At 38.7% G+C, this 20,476-nt stretch carries 21 protein-coding genes and 7 tRNA genes; 24 read left to right on the top strand and 4 right to left on the bottom strand.

Annotation, left to right across the window (positions count from 1 at the left end; all coding sequences use genetic code 11):
• Window positions 1-150: 150 nt before the first annotated feature.
• From CRN97_RS08745 to CRN97_RS08715, 7 genes are all read left to right on the top strand, one after another.
• Window positions 151-223: transfer RNA gene (locus CRN97_RS08745), tRNA-Ala, on the top strand.
• 23 nt (window positions 224-246) lie between these two features.
• A tRNA-Asn gene (locus CRN97_RS08740) sits at window positions 247-319 on the top strand.
• Between the two features lie 15 nt (window positions 320-334).
• Window positions 335-409, top strand: a tRNA-Pro gene (locus tag CRN97_RS08735).
• A 14-nt stretch (window positions 410-423) separates the two neighbouring features.
• Window positions 424-494, top strand: a tRNA-Gly gene (locus CRN97_RS08730).
• A gap of 16 nt (window positions 495-510) precedes the next feature.
• Window positions 511-583, top strand: a tRNA-Lys gene (locus CRN97_RS08725).
• A 9-nt stretch (window positions 584-592) separates the two neighbouring features.
• Window positions 593-666, top strand: a tRNA-Met gene (locus CRN97_RS08720).
• A gap of 11 nt (window positions 667-677) precedes the next feature.
• Window positions 678-751, top strand: a tRNA-Arg gene (locus tag CRN97_RS08715).
• A 42-nt stretch (window positions 752-793) separates the two neighbouring features.
• Here the strand turns inward: CRN97_RS08715 and CRN97_RS08710 are convergent.
• Both CRN97_RS08710 and CRN97_RS08705 read right to left on the bottom strand, forming a co-directional pair.
• Entirely contained in the window at window positions 794-1,132 is a 339-nt protein-coding gene (locus CRN97_RS08710; protein ID WP_097076596.1) for a hypothetical protein, read from the bottom strand.
• A 236-nt stretch (window positions 1,133-1,368) separates the two neighbouring features.
• On the bottom strand, window positions 1,369-2,004 hold the full coding sequence (locus tag CRN97_RS08705; protein ID WP_179670721.1) for an SOS response-associated peptidase: 636 nt from the start codon (window positions 2,002-2,004) through the stop codon (window positions 1,369-1,371).
• Between the two features lie 237 nt (window positions 2,005-2,241).
• On the opposite strand from CRN97_RS08705, the gene CRN97_RS08700 reads away from it, so the two are divergent.
• Entirely contained in the window at window positions 2,242-2,706 is a 465-nt protein-coding gene (locus CRN97_RS08700; protein WP_097076594.1) for a cysteine hydrolase family protein, read from the top strand.
• Between the two features lie 29 nt (window positions 2,707-2,735).
• On the opposite strand, the gene fliB is transcribed toward CRN97_RS08700, so the two are convergent.
• Window positions 2,736-3,746 carry a flagellin lysine-N-methylase gene (gene fliB / locus CRN97_RS08695; protein WP_097076593.1) on the bottom strand — a complete coding sequence of 337 codons (1,011 nt, stop codon included), beginning with the start codon at window positions 3,744-3,746 and terminating at the stop codon, window positions 2,736-2,738.
• 129 nt (window positions 3,747-3,875) lie between these two features.
• On the opposite strand from fliB, the gene CRN97_RS08690 reads away from it, so the two are divergent.
• A complete protein-coding gene (locus CRN97_RS08690; protein ID WP_179670720.1) occupies window positions 3,876-4,547 on the top strand; it encodes a histidine phosphatase family protein in 672 nt (223 codons plus the stop codon).
• Between the two features lie 12 nt (window positions 4,548-4,559).
• Here CRN97_RS08690 and CRN97_RS08685 read toward each other — a convergent pair whose 3' ends face one another.
• Window positions 4,560-6,311, bottom strand: a complete 1,752-nt coding sequence (locus CRN97_RS08685; RefSeq protein WP_097076591.1) for a sensor domain-containing diguanylate cyclase — start codon at window positions 6,309-6,311, stop codon at window positions 4,560-4,562.
• A 173-nt stretch (window positions 6,312-6,484) separates the two neighbouring features.
• Between CRN97_RS08685 and CRN97_RS08680 the strand changes: the two genes are divergently transcribed.
• The 15 genes from CRN97_RS08680 to CRN97_RS08610 all read left to right on the top strand — a co-directional run bounded on the left by CRN97_RS08680 (window position 6,485) and on the right by CRN97_RS08610 (window position 20,418).
• Window positions 6,485-7,579, top strand: a complete 1,095-nt coding sequence (locus CRN97_RS08680) for an FIST signal transduction protein (protein WP_097076590.1) — start codon at window positions 6,485-6,487, stop codon at window positions 7,577-7,579.
• An 18-nt stretch (window positions 7,580-7,597) separates the two neighbouring features.
• Window positions 7,598-8,560, top strand: a complete 963-nt coding sequence (locus CRN97_RS08675; RefSeq protein WP_090482884.1) for a methyl-accepting chemotaxis protein — start codon at window positions 7,598-7,600, stop codon at window positions 8,558-8,560.
• 94 nt (window positions 8,561-8,654) lie between these two features.
• A complete protein-coding gene (locus tag CRN97_RS08670; RefSeq protein WP_033151501.1) occupies window positions 8,655-8,831 on the top strand; it encodes a DUF4250 domain-containing protein in 177 nt (58 codons plus the stop codon).
• Between the two features lie 16 nt (window positions 8,832-8,847).
• Window positions 8,848-10,029, top strand: coding sequence for a CapA family protein (locus tag CRN97_RS08665; protein ID WP_179670719.1), 1,182 nt, complete (start codon window positions 8,848-8,850; stop codon window positions 10,027-10,029).
• 124 nt (window positions 10,030-10,153) lie between these two features.
• Window positions 10,154-11,137 carry a phosphate acetyltransferase gene (gene pta / locus CRN97_RS08660; protein ID WP_090482878.1) on the top strand — a complete coding sequence of 328 codons (984 nt, stop codon included), beginning with the start codon at window positions 10,154-10,156 and terminating at the stop codon, window positions 11,135-11,137.
• A gap of 65 nt (window positions 11,138-11,202) precedes the next feature.
• A complete protein-coding gene (gene recJ, locus CRN97_RS08655) occupies window positions 11,203-12,969 on the top strand; it encodes a single-stranded-DNA-specific exonuclease RecJ (protein ID WP_097076588.1) in 1,767 nt (588 codons plus the stop codon).
• A 77-nt stretch (window positions 12,970-13,046) separates the two neighbouring features.
• The gene (locus tag CRN97_RS08650) at window positions 13,047-13,991 is read left to right on the top strand and encodes an alpha/beta fold hydrolase (protein WP_097076587.1); all 945 of its coding nucleotides are present in this window, start codon (window positions 13,047-13,049) and stop codon (window positions 13,989-13,991) included.
• Between the two features lie 18 nt (window positions 13,992-14,009).
• Complete coding sequence (locus CRN97_RS08645) at window positions 14,010-15,053, top strand: DUF6709 family protein (RefSeq protein ID WP_074792198.1); 1,044 nt, start codon at window positions 14,010-14,012, stop codon at window positions 15,051-15,053.
• 4 nt (window positions 15,054-15,057) lie between these two features.
• On the top strand, window positions 15,058-15,801 hold the full coding sequence (locus CRN97_RS08640; RefSeq protein ID WP_097076586.1) for a class I SAM-dependent DNA methyltransferase: 744 nt from the start codon (window positions 15,058-15,060) through the stop codon (window positions 15,799-15,801).
• Window positions 15,798-16,667: an Hsp33 family molecular chaperone HslO gene (gene hslO, locus CRN97_RS08635; protein WP_097076585.1), complete on the top strand. Its 870-nt coding sequence runs from the start codon at window positions 15,798-15,800 to the stop codon at window positions 16,665-16,667. Before CRN97_RS08640 ends, hslO begins: the two co-directional genes overlap by 4 nt.
• Before the next feature lie 106 nt (window positions 16,668-16,773).
• Window positions 16,774-18,468 carry a L,D-transpeptidase family protein gene (locus tag CRN97_RS08630; RefSeq protein WP_097076584.1) on the top strand — a complete coding sequence of 565 codons (1,695 nt, stop codon included), beginning with the start codon at window positions 16,774-16,776 and terminating at the stop codon, window positions 18,466-18,468.
• A 21-nt stretch (window positions 18,469-18,489) separates the two neighbouring features.
• On the top strand, window positions 18,490-19,551 hold the full coding sequence (gene hisC, locus CRN97_RS08625) for a histidinol-phosphate transaminase (protein WP_097076583.1): 1,062 nt from the start codon (window positions 18,490-18,492) through the stop codon (window positions 19,549-19,551).
• Window positions 19,552-19,556: 5 nt separating this feature from the next.
• Window positions 19,557-20,048, top strand: a complete 492-nt coding sequence (locus CRN97_RS08620) for a COG2426 family protein (protein ID WP_033151492.1) — start codon at window positions 19,557-19,559, stop codon at window positions 20,046-20,048.
• The gene (locus CRN97_RS08615; RefSeq protein ID WP_033151491.1) at window positions 20,048-20,233 is read left to right on the top strand and encodes a hypothetical protein; all 186 of its coding nucleotides are present in this window, start codon (window positions 20,048-20,050) and stop codon (window positions 20,231-20,233) included. The genes CRN97_RS08620 and CRN97_RS08615 overlap by 1 nt, the downstream gene beginning before the upstream one ends.
• Window positions 20,212-20,418: a DUF6472 family protein gene (locus CRN97_RS08610; RefSeq protein WP_044938395.1), complete on the top strand. Its 207-nt coding sequence runs from the start codon at window positions 20,212-20,214 to the stop codon at window positions 20,416-20,418. The genes CRN97_RS08615 and CRN97_RS08610 overlap by 22 nt, the downstream gene beginning before the upstream one ends.
• Window positions 20,419-20,476: the final 58 nt, after the last annotated feature.

The raw sequence follows: 20,476 nt of genomic DNA, 5'->3' as shown, positions 1-20,476 counted from the left end.
GGTAACGCATTCAGCTGATGAATACTAATAGATCGAAGGTTTATTCTAAAAAGAAGATATGTAGTATCGGAATACTGTGTGAAGTTTTGAGGTTGCTATAAGAGAAGTAGCAAGCAAGGGCTTGCTTTTTTCGTAGAGAAACCACTATTTGGGGGCGTAGCTCAGTTGGGAGAGCACCTGCCTTGCAAGCAGGGGGTCAAGAGTTCGAATCTCTCCGTCTCCACTTTAGGTGAAACATCCTATTATTCCTCAATAGCTCAGTTGGTAGAGCACTCGGCTGTTAACCGAGTTGTCGTAGGTTCGAGTCCTACTTGGGGAGCTTATCCTAAAACATCGGGGTGTGGCTCAGTTTGGCTAGAGCACCTGGTTTGGGACCAGGGGGTCGCAGGTTCGAATCCTGTCACCCCGACTAATTGAATATTTGCGGGTGTGGTTCAATGGTAGAACATCAGCCTTCCAAGCTGAATACGTGGGTTCGATTCCCATCACCCGCTCTTACATTAATATTATGCGCGATTAGCTCAGCTGGCAGAGCACCTGACTCTTAATCAGGGTGTCCAGGGTTCGAACCCCTGATCGCGCATTTTAATATGGCGAGATAGCTCAGTTGGCTAGAGCACGCGGTTCATACCCGCGGTGTCGAGGGTTCGAATCCCCCTCTCGCTACTTTTTATTATGTGTGTGTAGCTCAGCTGGATAGAGCACTTGGCTACGGACCAAGGTGTCGGGAGTTCGAATCTTCTCACGCACGCTAAACAAAAGACTTTGGATATTATCCAAAGTCTTTTTTATTTTAGCTATTAGCGGCAAGCAATTCTTCAATTTTCATATTTCTGTCATCAATGTAGATGTCACAAGTTATTTTTCTACTGTTGTTTCCGTATAGCTCAACTATTTCTGGAAGGTTATCATTGATTGCATCAAAAATAAGGCCGTGCTTTTTACACCAGTCAGTGGCATCTTCAAGAGGCTTGCCAGCTCGACATGTCCAAAGAATGATTTTGCTTCCGGATGCTTTTTGTTTTTTTAGGTATTGTATTAGCGGTAGATTTGGCTTGCCTAGATTAGGCCAATCACTGAAGCATAGTGTATTATCGAAATCTACTGCAATGATTTGATTTGCAAGTTCCATAGGCTTTCTCTCCATAGTATGTATTTGTATATGAGATTATGCAGCCATGTATTCTAAATAATCGTCCTCTGTAGCAAATAACTCGTATTCGCCATCAACATATCCCATATATCCTGCGTCAATAATGTATCCTTTCATAAAAACACCTCCGTATAAGTTGCTATTTACTGTATTAACTGTGTATATAGTAACTTATGAAGGTGTCCATATTTACTCCCACCAAAGAGAAGATAAGTCTAATAACGACTTAATAGTATTTTCTCTGCAACAACATCTGATAATGCATAAGGAATTAATTCTTCAGGGGTTGAGGAAGGATTTATCCATTCATCAATTTTATTTTCAGGTAGCATTAAGGGCATTCTGTCATGTATTTGCTTAAGATTTTCTGTTGGTTCTTTTGTAAGAATAACGAATACTGGATATCCATTTTCAATATTATATAAACCACAAAGCCAGGTGATAGTAGAACCATTTGGCTGTATTGCGTATTTGTCTCCAGTTTTGACTCGACCATCTGGGCTTCTAAAATGTTCCCATTCAAAATAGTATGATGCTGGAATAATACATCTGTGAGTTCGCCAGGCTTCTTTGAAAGTGGGCTTTATGCTGGCAGTTTCGTAGCGAGCATTGAAGATTGATCGTTTATTATCTCTGCCGATGAAACCCCATTGCATTGGAAAGACACTTCGGGCTCCCTTTGAATTGGGAGCTATAACGGGAACAATATCAGTTGGACGTACTTCGCCGTCAGTGATAAGTGGTTTGGCATGGGTATCGATAAACTTTGTTGTGAGAGAAGAACGCTCTGCTATTTCAATAATATCTTTTAATCCTGTAAGGCTTTTTTCTAAAGCATATCTTGTACACATAATAATTCTCCATTTATCGAACATAATTTCCGAAAATATGTTTGCTTTTTGTAATCAGATGATACACCCTAAAGAAGTGTTTTTCAATCCCGAACATTAATGAAATTTTTATGAAAAAACAGAACAAAAATTAGTCTAGACTAACCGCAGAGCTTAATTGGGCCCCATTTTATTAATGCACTATGATATACTTTTGATAGTAGATATGTCGGGAGAAATAATTAATGTAGGTGGTTTATGAAAATTTTACTTGTTATTGATGTGCAACAGCGATATCTAAAAAACTATAAGCCAGATTTGGTAAAGAGAGTAAATAATAGAATAAGTGAGGCGGTAGAAGCTGATATACCTGTTGTGTACGTTAGAAATACAGGAAGAAGTGGCAAGGATGAAAATTTTGATTTAGCCGAAAGCCTATTAATTGAATCGGATTGTATATTTAAGAAAAGATTACCTAGTGCTTTTTCTAATGCTGACTTTGAGCCCTTTCTTGACAAGATGAATGTTGATACTATAAATGTTGTTGGAGTTGATGGAAGATGCTGTGTATCTAGAACAGTGATGGATGCATTAGATAGGGGATATGGAGTGCATCTTCTTATGGATGCTATAGAGGCGCATAACGACAAATTTTATTATACAGAGCTAAAGACAATGGAACAAAAAGGGGCTTTAGCTTGTATGAAGTTGGAAAAAATGTAAAAAGGAACTCTCCACTGAGAGTTCCTTTCTTAATCCAATTCCTGTTCAAAGTATGATATTAACGTATTTACGTTGGTGTCGGAGTGCTCAACTTCTCTAGAATATAGATATATGTTTTGGGCTAAGTCCATATTAGAATGTGCAGCTTGAATCATCATGATCCACTGAGTGCTCATTATGGCAATCATAGCTCTGGCATAAATCTGTCCGTCATATACAGCGCCGCAGAAGTAATTAAATAGAAGAGAAATTAGTATCTTTTCAAAAACAAAGGTTGCATCCTCTGAAAATTGTTTTGCTGGATTGTTATTCCAATAGGATATCGTTTCTCTAATGGTTTCATGCCATGATTCTTCTAACACTTCTAATTCAAGGAGGGTGTTGAGCCCTCTCATGGCATATTCTAATGAAATGGTAGACTCATCTTCATAGGAGATGTTATCCATTTCAAAAATTTCACCTTCATCGTAGAGATTCTGCAAGGCAAATGCAGAACTTCTAATGTGTTCCAATCGTTCTGAAAAAGAAATAGAGCTATCTTTTGCAAGCTCAATCATTTTATCTCTAGCATATTCCAACTTGTCAAAGAGCAGGAAGTCAAAGTCTTCAAATTCTTCTGGGTCGTCGAAAATATCATCCTCAGCTTCATCAAATGAAAAAGAATAGTCAGGGGCCAGAAGCATTCTAACTGCCTCGGGGCATGAAAGAGATAATGAGTATTCCCTGATGTCCTGGAATTCTTCTACATGGCGGGGATACTTGCGACAAGTGTTGCAAAGATAGCTTTCCCCTAAAGTGGACTGCAAATCACAAAGGCCTGTTTTATTAAGCATGCTACAACGTGCATTGTTTTGAAGAAAAGAGCCTTCTTCATAATTGATAGAAGATTTTAATCTATGTCCAAAGTCTCCAGATGTGGTAGCGTATTTATCAAGACTATCCTCATCAATCATGATTTGCCAACCGATACAGCAGCTTTTGGGACATTTATCTGCAATACATTTGAACTTATCAAAATCTTTTTGTTTTCTGTAAATCATAAAAATACCTCTAATATAAATCTTTACCATGGTATCACGTATAGGAATGAGTTGCTAGTCATTGCATCAATCTGTAACATGGACTATTATGTCATGAGAACAAAATAGCAGATAAAAGAGGACAATATTTTGAGAATATTATTAGTACGACATGGACAGACAGATTTAAATGCACAAAAAAGATTGCAGGGAAGTTCTGAAATCCCCCTTAATGAAAGAGGGCGTCAGCAGGCGAGAGAGACACATGAACTAGTGAAAAGTCTTGGCCTTATTCCAACAAAACTAATAACCAGTCCACTTGGAAGAGCAATTGAGACAGGCTGTATAGTAGCTGGAATTGATATTAGTGACTATCAGGAAAATGAAATAACTAAGGACAATAAGCCTGATGATGTGGTAATTGAGCCAGATTTAATGGAAATGTCTTTTGGAATATATGAACAGAAAAATATGGAACAGGAAAATCCGGAATTTCTTGTTGAATGTTTCGATAAACCTGAAACTTATAATCCTCCTGAGGGTGGTGAAAGCTATGACGAGGTTGTAGCGAGAGCGGAACGTGTGGTAGAAAAGATTAGAAGTGCTGTAAAGACTGGTCAGTTTAAAGAAAATGATATCGTTATGCTAGTTAGCCATGGAGCACTTAGCCATGCTATTTTTGAGACTATTAAAAAGACTCCACGAAGCCAGTATTGGGATGTGGATTTCAACAACTGCGCCATAGCAGAATTGTTTATAAGTGAAGATGGCACAGAAGACAATTACCAGTTCATCTCAGATGGATTTGAGAAAAACTGGTAATTGATAATAGTATTATTCAGAGTAGACAACCTTGTTGCGGCCTGTTTCTTTGGCCTCATACAAGGCTTTGTCAACTTTGGCAAAGGATTCAATTTTATCGATATCCTTGTTTATTAGGCAAACACCGATACTTATAGTTACCTGATCAACAGGCGTAAAATCGGTTACAGACACTCTTATGCGGATACGCTCTGCCACATTAATAGCAGTTTCTTTATCGCAATTTGGAAGAAGACACATAAATTCTTCTCCACCCCAACGGGCAAAAAATGCATTGTCTGGAAGTCTTTCCTTTATTGTATTTACAACTCCTGTAATTACTTGATCTCCTACGTCATGACCATATGTATCATTCACACGCTTGAAGTGATCAATATCAAACATAATCATAGCGATGGTGTCAAAGGCAGAAATATTGTGGACTAGTTCATCATAATAATAGTCAAGAGCTGCTCGATTATAGATTTTTGTAAGCTGATCATGACTAGCCATATTTGCAAGAAGGTTTATATTCTCATTTAAATCTTCCGTTGTTGATTCCAGGAATGAAATAAGTCGATCTCTTAAATCTATAACCTCAGGCTCAGCTTGTAAACGTGGATCGGTGATAGGGGAAGAATCTGTGACTGGTTTATTCCCTTCCTTAATACCTACAGCAACCAGCGAACCGTTTAACAAGCCATCCCCTTGATCATCATAAAGAAGCTCTCCGTATCCACATGACCAAGTTACATTAGGATTAACCTGTTTAAAGTATGAAAATTCTCTTTCAGCTAGTTCATCCCCCATAAGTGTTCTGCGGCTCATGCATGCATAAATGAGTATTGCATCAGGATTGAATTCCTTCATTTTGTTAGCGCAGGTCAAGGATTCATCCAAAAGATAATTCGCTTTTGCATAGGCTAAGCTGAACTTTGTTCCTTCTGGGATTTCAATTCCAAACTGAAGAGAGGTTACTGTGTGCTTTAATGCAACACGGGCAACCAGCTTATTGTTATGTTTGAAAATAAAAGGAAATGCTGCTGTATTTTCAAAAAAGTATTCATTAATAGGAACCCCTAGATACTTATTATATACAGTGACAGCAGGCTTATCATTTATTTTGTAGACCTTTCCATCGTTAGAGCTTTCTGTAACAGTAAAGGTGTTTCCTAAAGGTTTCCAGCCAAGATTATAGTGGGTGGTTATCTCCAGAGTAGGTCCGTGAAATACCACAATTACCATACCTCTTTCATATACGTTGTTGTTATGGAAAACCAAAGACTCGTCTGATTTTAAAGTTGAAGTACCTGCTAATGCACCAAATAATGGAACATTAGGATATTTAGCAGTCACCACATCAATAAAATCCTGAGGAGTCAGTGTAATATCGGAGCCCATCACTAGAATGCCTTTTACATCTTTGATATTTTCCAGTTCTTTACATAATTCAAGACCTACATCCTTAGGTGTAAGTATATTACAGTCATACGAGAAGGCTGTATAATCGTTTTCTTCAAATAAAAGAACGGATACAACAGGAAATTTTGCGGCATGAGTATCATGGGTCATTGCGCAGTGAGAAGTCATACCGATGATTGTTATTTTTGGAAGTGCAATATGTGCATACTCCAGTCCTGTTTTTATATAATCAATATCGCCACTAGGTTCCACGGCTTGAAAAAGCACTTTTTTATGTGGATTTTTTTCAATAAAATTTAGAAGCTGAAGGGCAACAGTGTTCATTTCGTCAGCTTTGTCAAATACAATAGTTTTTTGCTTCATATTGCCTCCTAAAACGATATGTCAATATTGTCACTTTGGTACATAACGTGACAGTATTAGTATATTGAAAAAAAAACAACATTTCATGGAAATTGTGTGAACATACTCGATAATAGAAAATATTTGTGATACAGTTAGGTTGCTGGGGAATATATTGTCAGAAAGGGGTAATTATGCAAATATCAATTGGTACATCAATGAAGGCTGATGTCAATTCAGCCGTAGCCGAAGTAATTGGAAAGGCTAATAATCCTAAATTATTAATTTTATTATGCGCATATGAACACTTGAAGGACGCTTCGGAACAGATCGCTAATAAGTTCCCTGGTGTTGATTTAATCGGCACAAGTACAACGTCTTATTATGAATCAGAATCATCAGATAAACGAATGATTTTGATTTCATTTGGTGCAGATGCAGAGGTTGAAGTAGGAATCTTGCGAAATCTATCGAAGGCACCTCTTCAGGATATTGCATCAATGGAACAAAAAGTTTCTAAGATTGGGGCAGGAGATGGCAACACAGTTTGCATTGAGTTCTGTACTAATGATGAGGAACGACTGGTTTCATCTATGAATGTGGCTTTAGAGAAAGCCAATATTCCTATTGTTGGTGGTACAATTTTTGGATACCCAGCAGATGCAACAGGATATGCAATGCTTAATGGTGTTCTTTATCCAGATGCATGTTGTTATGCTTTAATTAAAAATAAAACAGGAAAGATTAGAACATATTCTGAGCTAATTTTCAGACCTATAGAAGGGGCAAATACACATATTGCAACAAAGGTTAACCTGGCGAAGAAGGAACTTATTTCTTTGGACGGTAGACCTGCAGCTGATGTGTATTGTGAGGATGCTGGCGTTAGTAGAAGCGAGTTAGTAGACAATGTTTTGGTTAGTCCGCTTGGTCGTGTAATCGGTGATGAAATCTTCATCAGTAGCCCTTATGCGATTGGTGAGAACGGTTCATTGATTAATTACAAAAAAATCAATGAAAATGATACCATTCAGATAATGGAACTGATGGATTACGACGAGATTGGTGCAGAAACAAGACGACAAATCAAAGAAGAGAATAAGAAAATCTCATTTGTATTCTCTGTAAATTGTATCTATCGTCATCTACTCTACACTCAGAGGAATTATCTAACCGAATATTTGACAGCCATGAAGGGAGTAGGCCCACATGTTGGAATCATCGGCGGTGGTGAGCAGTACAAGAAACAACATGTTAATCAGACAATGGTATGTGCAGTATTTGAGTAGGGCAGATAGGAGGACGATATGGGACTTTTTGGTAAGAAGAAAGTAGTTGAGCAGGAAGTTGCAACAACTACGCCAGCAAGTGAGAAAGCTGTTAATTTAAAAGATAAAATGATTGCCTTAAAAGAGGTTGGTAGGTTCTCGATTGAGCAAAAGAATATGCTTCAGAGAGAAGAGGCAAATACTATTCAGGGTATTGAGACAATCAGAGATTCTTTCTCAGTTGTTGAGGAAAAGTATGGTAACATTTCTGATTCAGTTGCCAGATTCCAGGATCAATTCAAAACAATTGAGGAGATTACACAAGCCTTTGATGAAATCGTAAAGAAGCTTGAAATTACAGCTGACGATTCTCATGAAGGTATGGAAAATGTAGATAGAAGCTCTAGTGCAGTTTCAGATACAATCGCAGAGGTTGAGGAAGTGTTTGAAGCATTCCAGAAGAGCTTTGATGACATTCGTGAAAAGGTTGAACAGATTGGTGGCTTTGCAAAGCAGACAAACCTTTTGGCCCTTAACGCTTCAATCGAAGCTGCACGTGCAGGTGAGGCAGGCCGAGGATTTGCCGTTGTTGCTGATGAAGTAACAAATCTTTCTACTGAAATCCAAAGCGTTGTAACATCTATCTTTGATAGTATGAAAGAACTTGATGAGAATAATAACCGCTTGGTTGAATCGGTTGATCATACAAAGGATGCTATCAGTGCTTCTCATGAGAGAGTAGTTGAAACTCAGGAAGTTGTTGGAAAGATTAAGGACGTTGCAGATGAGGTAACAGGCCAGAGTGCTCAGATGGCAGATGTATTTAAGAACTGCGAATCATCAATCAATGAAATCTCTGACAACATTGACGACTCTCAGAGATACTTCGATACAGTTTCAGACGACATCGAAGATATCAAGGTTAAGATTACTAAGAAGGGATTCATGTTTGAGGATATGAATAATGTTCTTGAGCAGATTGCACCTCTTACGGAACTATAATTGAAAAGATTTATCACGAGTGGGACCGGCTTTTTGCTGGTCCCTATTTAATGTGGTAGAATACTACAGAATAACAGTTTAGAGGAGACGCAAAATGAATTTTCCAAAAGATCCAGTGATGCTTCTTTCTGTAGTAAATACTGCATTAAGAGATTATTATTCAAGCTTTGATGCATTGGTGGAGGATAATGAAATTGATGGTGATGAAATAATTGCAAAGCTTGCAATGATTGATTATCACTATGACGCTGAAAAGAACAAATTCAGATAATAGAGAGAATAAGCTTATGAAAAAATTTTTTGCAGGATTAATTAAAACAGTACTAGTACTGGTAATAATCGGTGCTGGTATGTGGTATGCCTTCGGAGAAAATGGCCCATTTAACGAGCAGGCAAAAGCTTTTGCTAAAGAACAGGGAATGGAAGAAGAGCTTCAGTGGCTAATAGGTGAGACGGAAACCACTGAGGATGAGCCTATTGCCACGGAGGCAGAAGATACTGAGGAAACATCAGAGGCTGAACCTACAACAGAGGATTTAACAACATCAATTGTCTTTACTGGAGATGTTGAGCTTAGCGAATATGTTCAGTCAAATTATGATAGTCAGGGAATTGATGGCGTGGCATCTGCCGAAATACAGTCCTTATTAAACGATGCCACATATACAATGATTAACAATGAATTTTGCTATTCGGAACGAGGACAGCAGGCTCCAGATAAGCAATACACATTTAGAGTAAATCCTACTTATGTGACAATTCTTAATGACTTAGGTGTAGATATAGCAGGGCTTGCAAATAATCATGTACTTGATTATGGTCAGGATGCATTGACAGACACCTTTACAACACTTTCGGATGCCGGTATTGAATATACAGGTGCTGGAAACAGTCTTGAAGAGGCTAGTAAACTTATTGTTAAAACAGATGCGAAAGGCAGAACTTACGGCTTTTTAGCAGCCAGCCATGTGATACCAGTTGGAAGCTGGAATGTGCTAAACTCACAGCCAGGAGAATTTTGTTTCTATGATGAGACAGATTTATTGAATGCTATTTCAGAGGCAGACAGTCAGGTGGATTATTTATTCGTAATGGTTCATTGGGGCGTGGAGCACACAACTGAGCTTGAGGATTACCAGGCTAATGATGGCCACAAAATGATTGATGCTGGCGCAGATGCTGTAATCGGAATGCACAGTCACTGCTTACAGCCAGTTGAATACTACAATGGTAAGCCTATTTTCTATAGCTTGGGCAACTTCATTTTTAACCAGACAATCAAGTCAGGTGGAGGTGGTGCAGTTCAATTTACAATTGATGAGAATGATGCTATTAGCTACAGAATAGTACCAATCAGCGCCTCAAATGCAGTGACTTCAATAGACGAATCAGGCTATTCATATGTTGAAAGTATTTCTAGCAATGTAGCTGTTGATGAGAATGGTTTTATATCAGAAAAAATACAATAAAGTACAAAATCGAGAACAATAAAAAAAGCCATCCATTTTTCACAAAAAAGGTGTAAACTAGCTATGGTTTGTAGTAACTAATTAAATTTTAAATAAATAGTTAAAGAAAGAAGAGGAATTAAAAATGGCAGGATTTGGAGCATTAATTGACATCCTTAAAAAGGATCCTAAGAAAATCGTATTTACAGAAGGTACAGACCCACGTATTATTGAGGCTTCTAGCCGTCTTCTTGGTTCTGATTTCCTTCAGCCAATTCTTATTGGTAAGGAAGCAGAGGTTGCAGCAGCTGCAGAAGATGCTGGTTTCAACATCCGTGGAGCAGTTATCATTGATCCAGATAACTATGACAGATTTGATGAGATGTGCGAGCTTTTCTGTGAGCTTAGAAAGAGCAAGGGCGTTACAATGGAGCAGGCAGCTGCTACATGTAAGCAGGCAAACTACTTCGGTACTATGCTTGTAAAGATGGGCGTTGCAGATGCACTTCTTGGTGGCGCTACATACTCAACAGCTGATACAGTACGTCCAGCACTTCAGGTTATTAAGACAAAGCCAGGTAACAGCATCGTATCATCATGCTTCATCATGGTACGTAACTCTGCTACAGGTGATAGAGAAGTTCTTGCTATGGGTGATTGCGCAATCAACATCAAGCCAAACGCTGATGAGCTTGCAGAAATCGCTGGCGAGACAGCAGCATGTGCAAAGATCTTCGGTATTGATCCAAAGATTGCTATGCTTTCATACTCAACACTTGGTTCTGGAAAGGGCGAGGATGTTGATAAGATGCGTGAAGCTACAGCAAAGGCTAAGGAGAAGTATCCTGAGCTTGACATCGAAGGCGAGCTTCAGTTTGATGCAGCAGTTTCACCACGTGTTGCAAAGACAAAGTGCCCAGGCTCTACAGTAGCTGGTCATGCAAACACATTTATCTTCCCAGATATCAATGCTGGTAACATCGGATACAAGATTGCACAGCGTCTTGGTGGTTTCGATGCTTATGGCCCAATCCTTCTTGGACTTAACGCACCAATCAACGACTTATCTCGTGGATGCAATGCACAGGAAGTATATTCAATGGCTATTATTACTGCCGCTCTTGCTTAATATTTATAGAACGACTAAATTCCGCGACGGAAGTCGCGGAATTTTTTTAACGGAGAGAAATTGTTATGAGTAGATGGATTCTACAAAGAAAAGCTGCAGACTATGCAGGCTTAAGTCTGAAATTAAATGTGGACCCTGTTATTGTGCGCCTTATGGTAAATCGCGGTCTTAAAACATATGAGGAGATGAATGAGTATCTTCATCCTACTTTAAATAATTTCCCAGACCCTCATCTTTTTGCTGATATGGATAATGCTTGTGAATTGTTGCTGGAAGCTATTGATGAAGGATTAAAGATTCGCGTTGTAGGTGATTATGACGTAGATGGCATCATGTCTACATACATTCTTACCAGGGCAATCCAGGAGGCAGGGGGAGATGTAGACTATGCAGTACCTGACCGAATGATTGATGGATATGGCATAAATCCAGATATGGTTCAAAAAGCATATGATGAAGGTGTTAGATTCATCATTACTTGTGATAATGGTATTGCAGCAGCTCCAGCAGTCAATTTGGCGAAAGAACTAGGTATGACAGTTGTTGTAACGGATCATCATGAGGTGCCATTCGAATTGGCAGATGATGGAGTTACTAGAAAACAAATTCTTCCTAATGCAGATGCTGTGGTCGATCCTAAGCGAGAGGATTGCCAGTATCCATTTAAAGGAATCTGTGGAGCACAGGTAGCATGGAAGCTTGTGGAAGTTCTTTACGAGTTCATTGGAATTGAAAAAGAAGAATCTGATAAATTTCTTCAGTTTGCCAGCATTGCTACGGTTTGCGATGTTATGGAATTAAAGGGTGAAAATCGCTCCACTGTATATCACGGAATCAAGGCAATTGAAACTACTGACAACATCGGCTTAAGCGCTCTTATTGCTAGAACGGAGCTTTCAGGAAAACCATTGAGCTGCTATCATCTTGGGTTTGTAATTGGGCCATGCCTTAACGCCAGTGGCCGTCTGGATACTGCAGCTAAAGCAATAGAGCTTTTGATGGAAGAAAATCAGGCAAAGGCACTTGCAATGGCAAATGAGTTGGTGGAACTTAATGCGGAGCGAAAGGCAATGACACAAACCGGTATTGATAAAGCAAGAGAGCTTATCGAAACTACCGACATTGTAAATGATAGAGTTCTAGTAGTGTACATTCCTGAGCTTCACGAAAGCCTGGCTGGTATCGTGGCAGGACGTATTAGAGAAAGCTACAGCAAACCTGTACTTGTGATTACAGATGCTGAGGATGGAGCAAAGGGAAGTGGCCGTTCAATTCCGGCTTACAATATGTTTGAGGAGCTTACAGCAGTTAAGGATGTGTTTACAAAATTCGGTGGACATCCAATGGCAGCAGGTGTCAGCCTTCCAACAGAAAAAATAGATGAGCTTCGCCAAAGGCTTAATGCAAACTGCAAATTGACAGATGATGATATGCAGGAAATTATTAATATTGATTGCGATATGCCTCTAGGGTACATCACTGAGGAGCTTGTAGATTCAATAGACTTACTTGCTCCATTTGGTACAGGTAATACAAAGCCATTGTTTGCTTTGAAAAATATACCTATAACCAAGGCGGCTTATATTGGTAAGGAAGGTCAGTATTTACGCTTATCATTACTTACAGAAAAAGGCCAAAATATAACAGCTCTTATGTTTAGAAATGTTCCTGAATTCGAAAACGCTGTTATCCGAAAATATGGAGATTCCAGCTGGCAAGGACTCTTTTCAGGAAGAAATACAGGCGTTAAAATGGATATTGTATACGAGCCATCTATTAATGAATTTAGAGGCCAGCGCAGTGTACAAATTATGATTGAACAGTTTCAATAGATTGCGTGTGATTTATTGAATCTCGCTGTTAAATCATTTAGAATCAATATAAATGCAAATATAAGGGGGATATATTTATGGGAAACCAGGAGACTTATACATTTGTTTCAAAGGATGGACATTCTGTAATACATTGTAGAAAGTGGCTTCCAGACAGAGAGCCAGTAGCTGTTTTGCAGCTTGTTCACGGCATGGTTGAATATATTGAAAGATATGACGAATTCGCTACATTCCTTGCATCAAAGGGATATATCGTTGTAGGTCATGATCACATTGGCCATGGTCAGTCTGTTACAAAGGATGAAGAGCTTGGTATCATGACAGGCAAGCATCCTGCTGACGATATGGTAGAGGATATCTATACTCATTATGCAAAGACAAAAAAGGAATATCCTAATCTTCCTTATTTCATTTTAGGACATTCTATGGGGTCATATATGCTTCGTAAGTTCTTATCAGATAAGACTGCTTATTTGGAAGAGCTTACTGGTGCTGTTATTATGGGTACAGGTCAGGAATCTGCAGGCACATGTAATGGCGGTCTTGCTGTTATTGCTGTTCTTTCACTTTTAAAAGGCAAAAATTACCGAAGCACATTTGTAAGAGATATGACATATTCTGCACCTTACAAGCAGTATGATTGTTACGGAAATGATTATGCTAATTCATGGCTTTCTAAAAATATTCAGAGCGTTGAAAAGTACTACCATGACAAATACTGTACATTCACATTCTCTTTGAATGCATATAAGGGCTTAGTAGAAGCTACAAAATATGCTGGAACAAAGGCTTGTGTAGAAAAGATGCGCAAGACTTTACCACTTTTAGTTGTATCCGGAGACGAGGATCCAGTTGGAAATATGGGCAAAGGTACAACAGCTGCAGCAGATGCTTTTAAAGCTGCAGGCATAAAGGATGTTACTCTGAAATTATACAGGGGTGACAGACACGAAATATTAAACGAGCTTGATAGAGAGCAGGTTTACGAAGATATCTATCAGTGGCTTGAAGCACACAAATAAAGGTAAAATGGAGTAGTTATGGATTCTTTGGAGCATTTAATAACAAGGTCAATAAAGACATATTATAAAAGTAAGCTATATGCTCCTATTGTCTTTTTGGTGATTCTTATTGCGGTAACATTTATTTTCCCAATAGGACATTTGCTTTTTCCAAGGACATACAGCGAGGATTCAATCAGCTTATACGAAATGTATAACGATGGTGAAAACTACGCCAAATTTGATTTAAAGAACTTATATTTTACAGGCTATACCAGCAAATGGTTGGATAGAACCAGAGGCTACTATTATTACACTATGATTAATTCTGAGTGTGTTATAGTGCTTCTGGATCCTGATACTTGTGAGCAGGGCTCACCTACTATTGAAGAACTTACCATAAAAGGAGAAATCCTTTATGATTCTGAGGCAGCCAGAAACCTTTTAGCAAATTTGGCTAGTGATTTGAATTGGAGCGAGGAGGGCATTCTTTCTACAGTTTCTACATACACTATTTCAGAGCCAGATGCTACAGGACCTTCGGCAGAGGCCTTCCAGTTTTTCTACACGATTTTTGGTCTATACAGTGTTGCATCAATCATAGTATACAGTTTGTATATTGCATTTCCGGTGTTGTCTTTGCCAGTTCAGAAAACAAGAGCTTACGGCAAGCCAGCAGAAATACTTGAGGAAGCTGAGGAGGAGCTTGCTACATTACCACAGCTTGCAACAGAGGATATGTTTATTACAGAGCATTATTTTATTGAAACAAGTAGCTATGGTGTTGCCATTGTTCCAATTGATGCTATAATTTGGATTTACAAGTATTCAACAATGCATAAGTTTTTATGGCATCATTTCTCTATTACTTATACATTGCACATTACTGCAGGAAAGAGACACTATATCAAGTGTCCAAAGAATATCAAAAGTGATATTGACGGTATTATGGATTATTTGGCTGAGGCCAACCATGATATACTTGTGGGATTCTCGGAGGAGAATCGTCTCAAGGTTGAAGAAATTCAAAATGATTTTGATGTTATCAGAAAGATAACAAGCTTTTTATCTAAGAGGGTATAGCAGGATGGAAGCTTATACAGGCTTTGCCACAGTCTACGATAGATATATGGACAATATTCCATATGATGATTGGGCACAAAATATAAAAGTACTATTTGAAAAATATAATATGCCAATGGAAATCGTATGCGATTTGGGTTGTGGTACAGGACAGATGACCAGACGCCTTAAGGAAATGGGCTACGATATGATTGGTATCGACGTCTCCTACGATATGCTTATGGAGGCTATGAGTCAGGAGGATTCCGATGGAATCCTTTATCTATGTCAGGATATGCGTTCCTTCGAATTATACGGAACGGTAGGAGCAGTAATCAGCCTTTGTGATAGCATGAATTATCTTGCGGACACAGATGAGCTGCTTCAGGTTTGCAAACTGGCAAATAATTATCTTGATCCTAAAGGTCTTTTCATATTTGATATGAAAACAGACAGCTACTATAAAAAGCTAGGAACTGGTACGATTGCGGAAAACCGTGAAGAAGGAAGCTTCATTTGGGAAAATGAATACAATCCTGACACCAGAGACAATTATTATTACCTGACCATTTATGAAGAAAATGAAGAGGGCACTTTTGACAGATTCGAGGAAGAACATATGCAGCATTCATTTACCGTCGATGAAGTGAAAGCTGCCATTAAAGAAAGTGGCTTAGAACTTCTTCAGGTGCTTGATGTATCCACAATGAAAGCACCTACAGAAGATAGTGATAGATTGTATTTTATAGCAAGAGAGGTTACAAAATGAAGGACTATATAGTTAGAGCAACAGCAGCAAATGACGCAGTTAGAGCATTTGCAATTACAAGTAAGGATTTAGTTGAAGAGGCCAGAACTCGTCACAATACATCTCCAATCGTTACAGCAGCCCTTGGAAGAATGCTTTCAGCAGGCTCTATGATGGGTGTTATGCTTAAAGGCGAGGATGATTTGGTTACACTTCAGATTCAAGGAAGTGGTTCAATGAAGGGAATCACAGTTACATCCAACAGCAAGGGTGAGGTTAAGGGATTTCCTAATGTATCAGTAGTTGATTTGCCACCAAAGAATGGAAAGCTTGATGTAGGCGGAGCAATTGACCTTGGTATTATGAGGGTTATCAAGGATATGGGCCTCAAGGAGCCATATGTTGGTACTGTTGAGCTTCAGACTGGTGAAATTGCAGAGGACCTTACCTACTATTATGCAGTTTCAGAGCAGATTCCATCATCAGTAGGACTTGGCGTTCTTATGAATAAGGACAATACAGTAAATTGTGCAGGTGGATTTATTGTTCAGCTTATGCCTTTTACTCCAGAGGAAGTTATTACTCAGCTTGAGGAGAATTTAAAGACTCTTCCTTCAGTTACAGATATGCTTTCAAGTGGTAAGACACCAGAGGAGATGCTCCAGATTGTTCTTGCAGGATTAGATGTTGAGATTAAGGAAACATATCCAGCAGCATACAAGTGTGATTGCTCAAGAGATAGAGTTGTAAAAAGTCTTGCATCACTTGGCAAGGAGGATATGGACGAAATCATTGCAGATGGCAAGCCAGTAGAGGTTAAGTGTCAGTTCTGTAATGAGGCATATGAGTTTACAATTGACGAGCTCAAGAGCTTTAGGAGGAATTAGTCAAATAATTGCGCACTATTAGATAAAAGTTTAGTTGTTTTTATTTGCTGATTTCCTGTAAACTAACACACGGAGATTTATTATCATTTTTAGAGGATTATGCACAATGAAAGCAAAAGGTCGCAAAAAGATTTATCCACCAAGCTATTACAGAGCTAAAAGACTCAGACTTGGAATAATTCTTGGTATTATTTTAATAATATATTTGGTAGGAAGTTTGTTCTTTGGAAATCACTTCTATATCAGAAGTAAGGTTAATGGAGTTGGTGCTTCATTCAGAACAGCTCAAAGCACATACGACAAAATCATCAACAGCGCAGATAAATATACTATTTCATTTATCGATGCTGATGGAAATGTTATCAACGAAGTCAGCTCAAGTGAATTAGGCGTAGGAGTTAACTACGACGAATCAGAGGTTCAGACACTTCTTGATTCTCAGTCAGGTTTTAACTGGGTACTTCGTTTGTTCGTTCCAGCTGAGTACTACACAGCTACAGGCAACTCATACGATTCTGCAAAGGTCACAGCAGTAGCTAGCAGTTTGGACTTCAGCAATCAATCATCTACAACAGAATCGCAGGATGCCACTATCCAGTTCGATGGAGAGAAGTTTGCGATTGTAGATGAAGTATACGGAGATAAAATCACAGAAGAGGGCGTAGAGGAAGCAATCATCTATGCAGTTGAGAATCTTCAAACTGAGATTAATCTTGCAGATGGCACATGCTATGAAAAGCCTAGTGTTTTAGCATCGGATGCTAATATTCAAAAGGCAGTTGATGTTTTAAACAATTACATGGATACAGATATCCATTATGATTTAGGCGAGGGCATTACAGAAGAAATTCCTACTGATACAAAAGCAACATGGTTCACATGGGATGACAGCTTTAATGTTTCCTTCGACAGAGATGCTATTGGTGAGTACGTTAACTCAATGGGAGATAAGTACAACACTTATGGCAAGAAAAAGGAATTCACAACCACTTCAGGTGAGACAATAGAAGTTCCAGCAGGTTCATTCGGTTGGAGAATAGCATATGATGGCGAAATAGATGCAATCATTGCTGATCTTGAAGGGGGCGAGGATGTTACTCGTGACTTCACTTATCTTTACTACGGAACAAGCCATAGCGGACACGATTATGGCAATTCCTATGTAGAAGTTAACCTTACAGAACAGCATGTGTATGTTTATAAGGATGGTGAAATGGTATTTGATACAGATTGTGTATCAGGTAAGATTTCAGCAAATCACGGTACACACACAGGTGTATACCCAATTGCTTACAAGCAGACAGATGCCACACTTAAGGGTGACAACTACGAATCACATGTTAATTACTGGATGCCATTCAACATGGGCGAGGGGCTTCACGATGCAACATGGCGCTCAAGCTTTGGTGGCACAATTTATAAAACAGGCGGAAGCCACGGATGTGTTAACCTTCCACTTTCCGCTGCAGAGCAAATCTACAATATAGTAGAAGCTGGTTGGCCTGTTATTGTTTTCTATACTGGCGACACAGAGGAAGAAAACTACCTTATCCAGAATCCTCAGGTTAAGGTTTCAGAGCTTATCGCAGAAATTGAGACAGTTACACTTGAGTCTGAACCTCAGATTGCTGAAGCTAGAGCACAGTACGAAGCTTTAACAGAAGAGCAGAAGGCACAGGTTTCAAATTATCAGGATCTTGTTAACGCAGAGCTTACACTTCAGACATTGAAGTTACAGGCTGCCGCAGAAGCGGCTGCAGCAGCTCAGGCTGGCGGTACAGATACAGGCGTTGTTCAATAGTGCACGATAGCGAGGCAAAATATGGCTAATTGGAAGAGTAATGTTAGGGAGGTAGTACCTTACACCCCAGGCGAGCAGCCTAAAACTAAGGTAATAAAGCTAAACACAAATGAAAATCCATACCCACCAAGTCCTTTGGTGGGTAAAGCTATTTCTAATATAGAATTGGATTCTCTTAGAAAATATCCAGACCCAGGATGTCAATCACTGATTTCGGCGTTGGCTAAATATCATGGGGTTGATGAGGAAAATGTTTTTGTAGGAGTAGGCTCAGACGATGTTCTTGCAATGAGCTTTCTTACATTTTTCAATTCGGATAAACCAATCTTTTTCCCAGACATTACCTATTCGTTTTATGATGTTTGGGCATCACTTTTTAGAATTCCATTTGAGACTAAAGCACTTGATGAGGATTTTAAAATTATAAAAAGCGATTATGACACGCCATGCGGAGGAATAGTTATTCCTAATCCTAATGCACCTACAGGAATAGCAGAGCCTGTTTCATTTTTCGAGGACATTGTTAAGGCTCATCCTGAGTGTGTAGTGATTATAGATGAGGCTTATGTGGATTTTGGTTCGAAGTCTGCTATAGACTTGGTTCGTAAATACGATAATGTTTTGGTAGTTCGTACATTCTCTAAATCAAGAGCTATGGCAGGAAACCGTATTGGCTATGCTATTGGTTCCAAGGAGCTTATTAAGTATCTATCTGATTGCAAGTTTTCGTTTAACTCATACACCATGGATACAATCACGCTACAAGCAGGTGTTGCTTCAATCGAGGATGACAGTTATTTCAAGGAAAAGCTTGATGCTGTTATATCCACAAGAGAATGGACAAAGGTTCAGTTAAAGAAGCTTGGATTTACATTCCCAGATTCAAAAAGCAATTTTATTTTTGCGAAGCATGAATCTATGGAGGCTTCATTCATTTTTGAAGAGCTTAAAAAGCGTGGCATTTATGTGCGCTATTTCTCAAAACCACAGCGTATATCAAATTACTTGCGTATTTCTATTGGAACAGATGAGGAGATGCAAGTATTTATAGATGAATTAGAAAAGATATTAAAAGGAGTTTAGATTTAATGATTAAGTATTTAACAGTATTTTTTGTATCAATGGTTCCACTTATTGAGCTTAGAGGGGCTATTCCATTTGCTTATGGATTTAAGGCAGCAGATCCAAGCTTCAATTTACTTTTAGCTTATATTCTTATTGCAATTGGAAACATGATTCCGGTACCAATCATTTACTTCTTCGCAAGAAAGGTACTTGAGTGGGGCAAGGATAAACCAGTTATCGGTGGTTTCTTTACATTCTGCCTTGAAAAAGGCGAAAAGGGTGGTAAGAAGCTTCAGGAAAAAGCCGGTAGAGGACTTTTTGTAGCATTGTTACTGTTTGTTGGTATTCCACTTCCAGGAACAGGTGCATGGACAGGTACACTTGCAGCATCAATTCTTGATATGGACTTTAAGTCTTCAATCCTTGCAGTAATTTGCGGTGTAGCTTTAGCAGGAATCATCATCGGTGTTTTATGTACACTTGGTCTTGGTGCATTTATAGGAGTGACAGCTTAATGGAAACAGTTAATATGTTGATAAATGTTGTAGCTATTCTTGTTGGCCTTGGGCTTTATATGGCTGTGATGAATTCTGCCTGGGGCAAGAAACATCAGGAATATATGTATGCAATAATGCTAGGAACAATACTTGTAGCTGTTCTAGTAGGAGGTTTTATTAGATGGCTAGTAATAGTAAGGTAAAAAAATCTGGTAGTACTGCCTGCGAATATTGTAATAACTTCGTCTGGGACGAGGAAGACGAGCAATATTATTGCGAAATGGATATGGACGAGGATGACTATGTTAGGCTGGTAACTGGTCATTACAGTGAATGTCCATATTTTGTTAACGGAGATGAGTACAAGGTAGTACGTCATCAGATGTAAAATATTTGTATTTATCAGTTAAATAATACAAATTAATATGATATTATAGTTCTAGTTA

Source organism: Pseudobutyrivibrio ruminis DSM 9787 (assembly GCF_900218035.1).
In the GTDB taxonomy this organism is placed as follows: domain Bacteria; phylum Bacillota; class Clostridia; order Lachnospirales; family Lachnospiraceae; genus Pseudobutyrivibrio; species Pseudobutyrivibrio ruminis.
Note: the sequence above shows the minus strand (reverse complement) of the source record. Positions and strands in the feature narration are given on the sequence as shown.

Excerpts from the sequence above, each read along its gene's own strand:
- CRN97_RS08710 (WP_097076596.1), bottom strand. The coding sequence starts at position 1,132 with ATGGAACTTGCAAATCAAATCATTGCAGTAGATTTCGATAATACACTA.
- CRN97_RS08705 (WP_179670721.1), bottom strand. The coding sequence starts at position 2,004 with ATGTGTACAAGATATGCTTTAGAAAAAAGCCTTACAGGATTAAAAGAT.
- CRN97_RS08700 (WP_097076594.1), top strand. The coding sequence starts at position 2,242 with ATGAAAATTTTACTTGTTATTGATGTGCAACAGCGATATCTAAAAAAC.
- fliB (WP_097076593.1), bottom strand. The coding sequence starts at position 3,746 with ATGATTTACAGAAAACAAAAAGATTTTGATAAGTTCAAATGTATTGCA.
- CRN97_RS08685 (WP_097076591.1), bottom strand. The coding sequence starts at position 6,311 with ATGAAGCAAAAAACTATTGTATTTGACAAAGCTGACGAAATGAACACT.
- CRN97_RS08680 (WP_097076590.1), top strand. The coding sequence starts at position 6,485 with ATGCAAATATCAATTGGTACATCAATGAAGGCTGATGTCAATTCAGCC.
- CRN97_RS08675 (WP_090482884.1), top strand. The coding sequence starts at position 7,598 with ATGGGACTTTTTGGTAAGAAGAAAGTAGTTGAGCAGGAAGTTGCAACA.
- CRN97_RS08670 (WP_033151501.1), top strand. The coding sequence starts at position 8,655 with ATGAATTTTCCAAAAGATCCAGTGATGCTTCTTTCTGTAGTAAATACT.
- CRN97_RS08665 (WP_179670719.1), top strand. The coding sequence starts at position 8,848 with ATGAAAAAATTTTTTGCAGGATTAATTAAAACAGTACTAGTACTGGTA.
- pta (WP_090482878.1), top strand. The coding sequence starts at position 10,154 with ATGGCAGGATTTGGAGCATTAATTGACATCCTTAAAAAGGATCCTAAG.
- recJ (WP_097076588.1), top strand. The coding sequence starts at position 11,203 with ATGAGTAGATGGATTCTACAAAGAAAAGCTGCAGACTATGCAGGCTTA.
- CRN97_RS08650 (WP_097076587.1), top strand. The coding sequence starts at position 13,047 with ATGGGAAACCAGGAGACTTATACATTTGTTTCAAAGGATGGACATTCT.
- CRN97_RS08645 (WP_074792198.1), top strand. The coding sequence starts at position 14,010 with ATGGATTCTTTGGAGCATTTAATAACAAGGTCAATAAAGACATATTAT.
- CRN97_RS08640 (WP_097076586.1), top strand. The coding sequence starts at position 15,058 with ATGGAAGCTTATACAGGCTTTGCCACAGTCTACGATAGATATATGGAC.
- hslO (WP_097076585.1), top strand. The coding sequence starts at position 15,798 with ATGAAGGACTATATAGTTAGAGCAACAGCAGCAAATGACGCAGTTAGA.
- CRN97_RS08630 (WP_097076584.1), top strand. The coding sequence starts at position 16,774 with ATGAAAGCAAAAGGTCGCAAAAAGATTTATCCACCAAGCTATTACAGA.
- hisC (WP_097076583.1), top strand. The coding sequence starts at position 18,490 with ATGGCTAATTGGAAGAGTAATGTTAGGGAGGTAGTACCTTACACCCCA.
- CRN97_RS08620 (WP_033151492.1), top strand. The coding sequence starts at position 19,557 with ATGATTAAGTATTTAACAGTATTTTTTGTATCAATGGTTCCACTTATT.
- CRN97_RS08615 (WP_033151491.1), top strand. The coding sequence starts at position 20,048 with ATGGAAACAGTTAATATGTTGATAAATGTTGTAGCTATTCTTGTTGGC.
- CRN97_RS08610 (WP_044938395.1), top strand. The coding sequence starts at position 20,212 with ATGGCTAGTAATAGTAAGGTAAAAAAATCTGGTAGTACTGCCTGCGAA.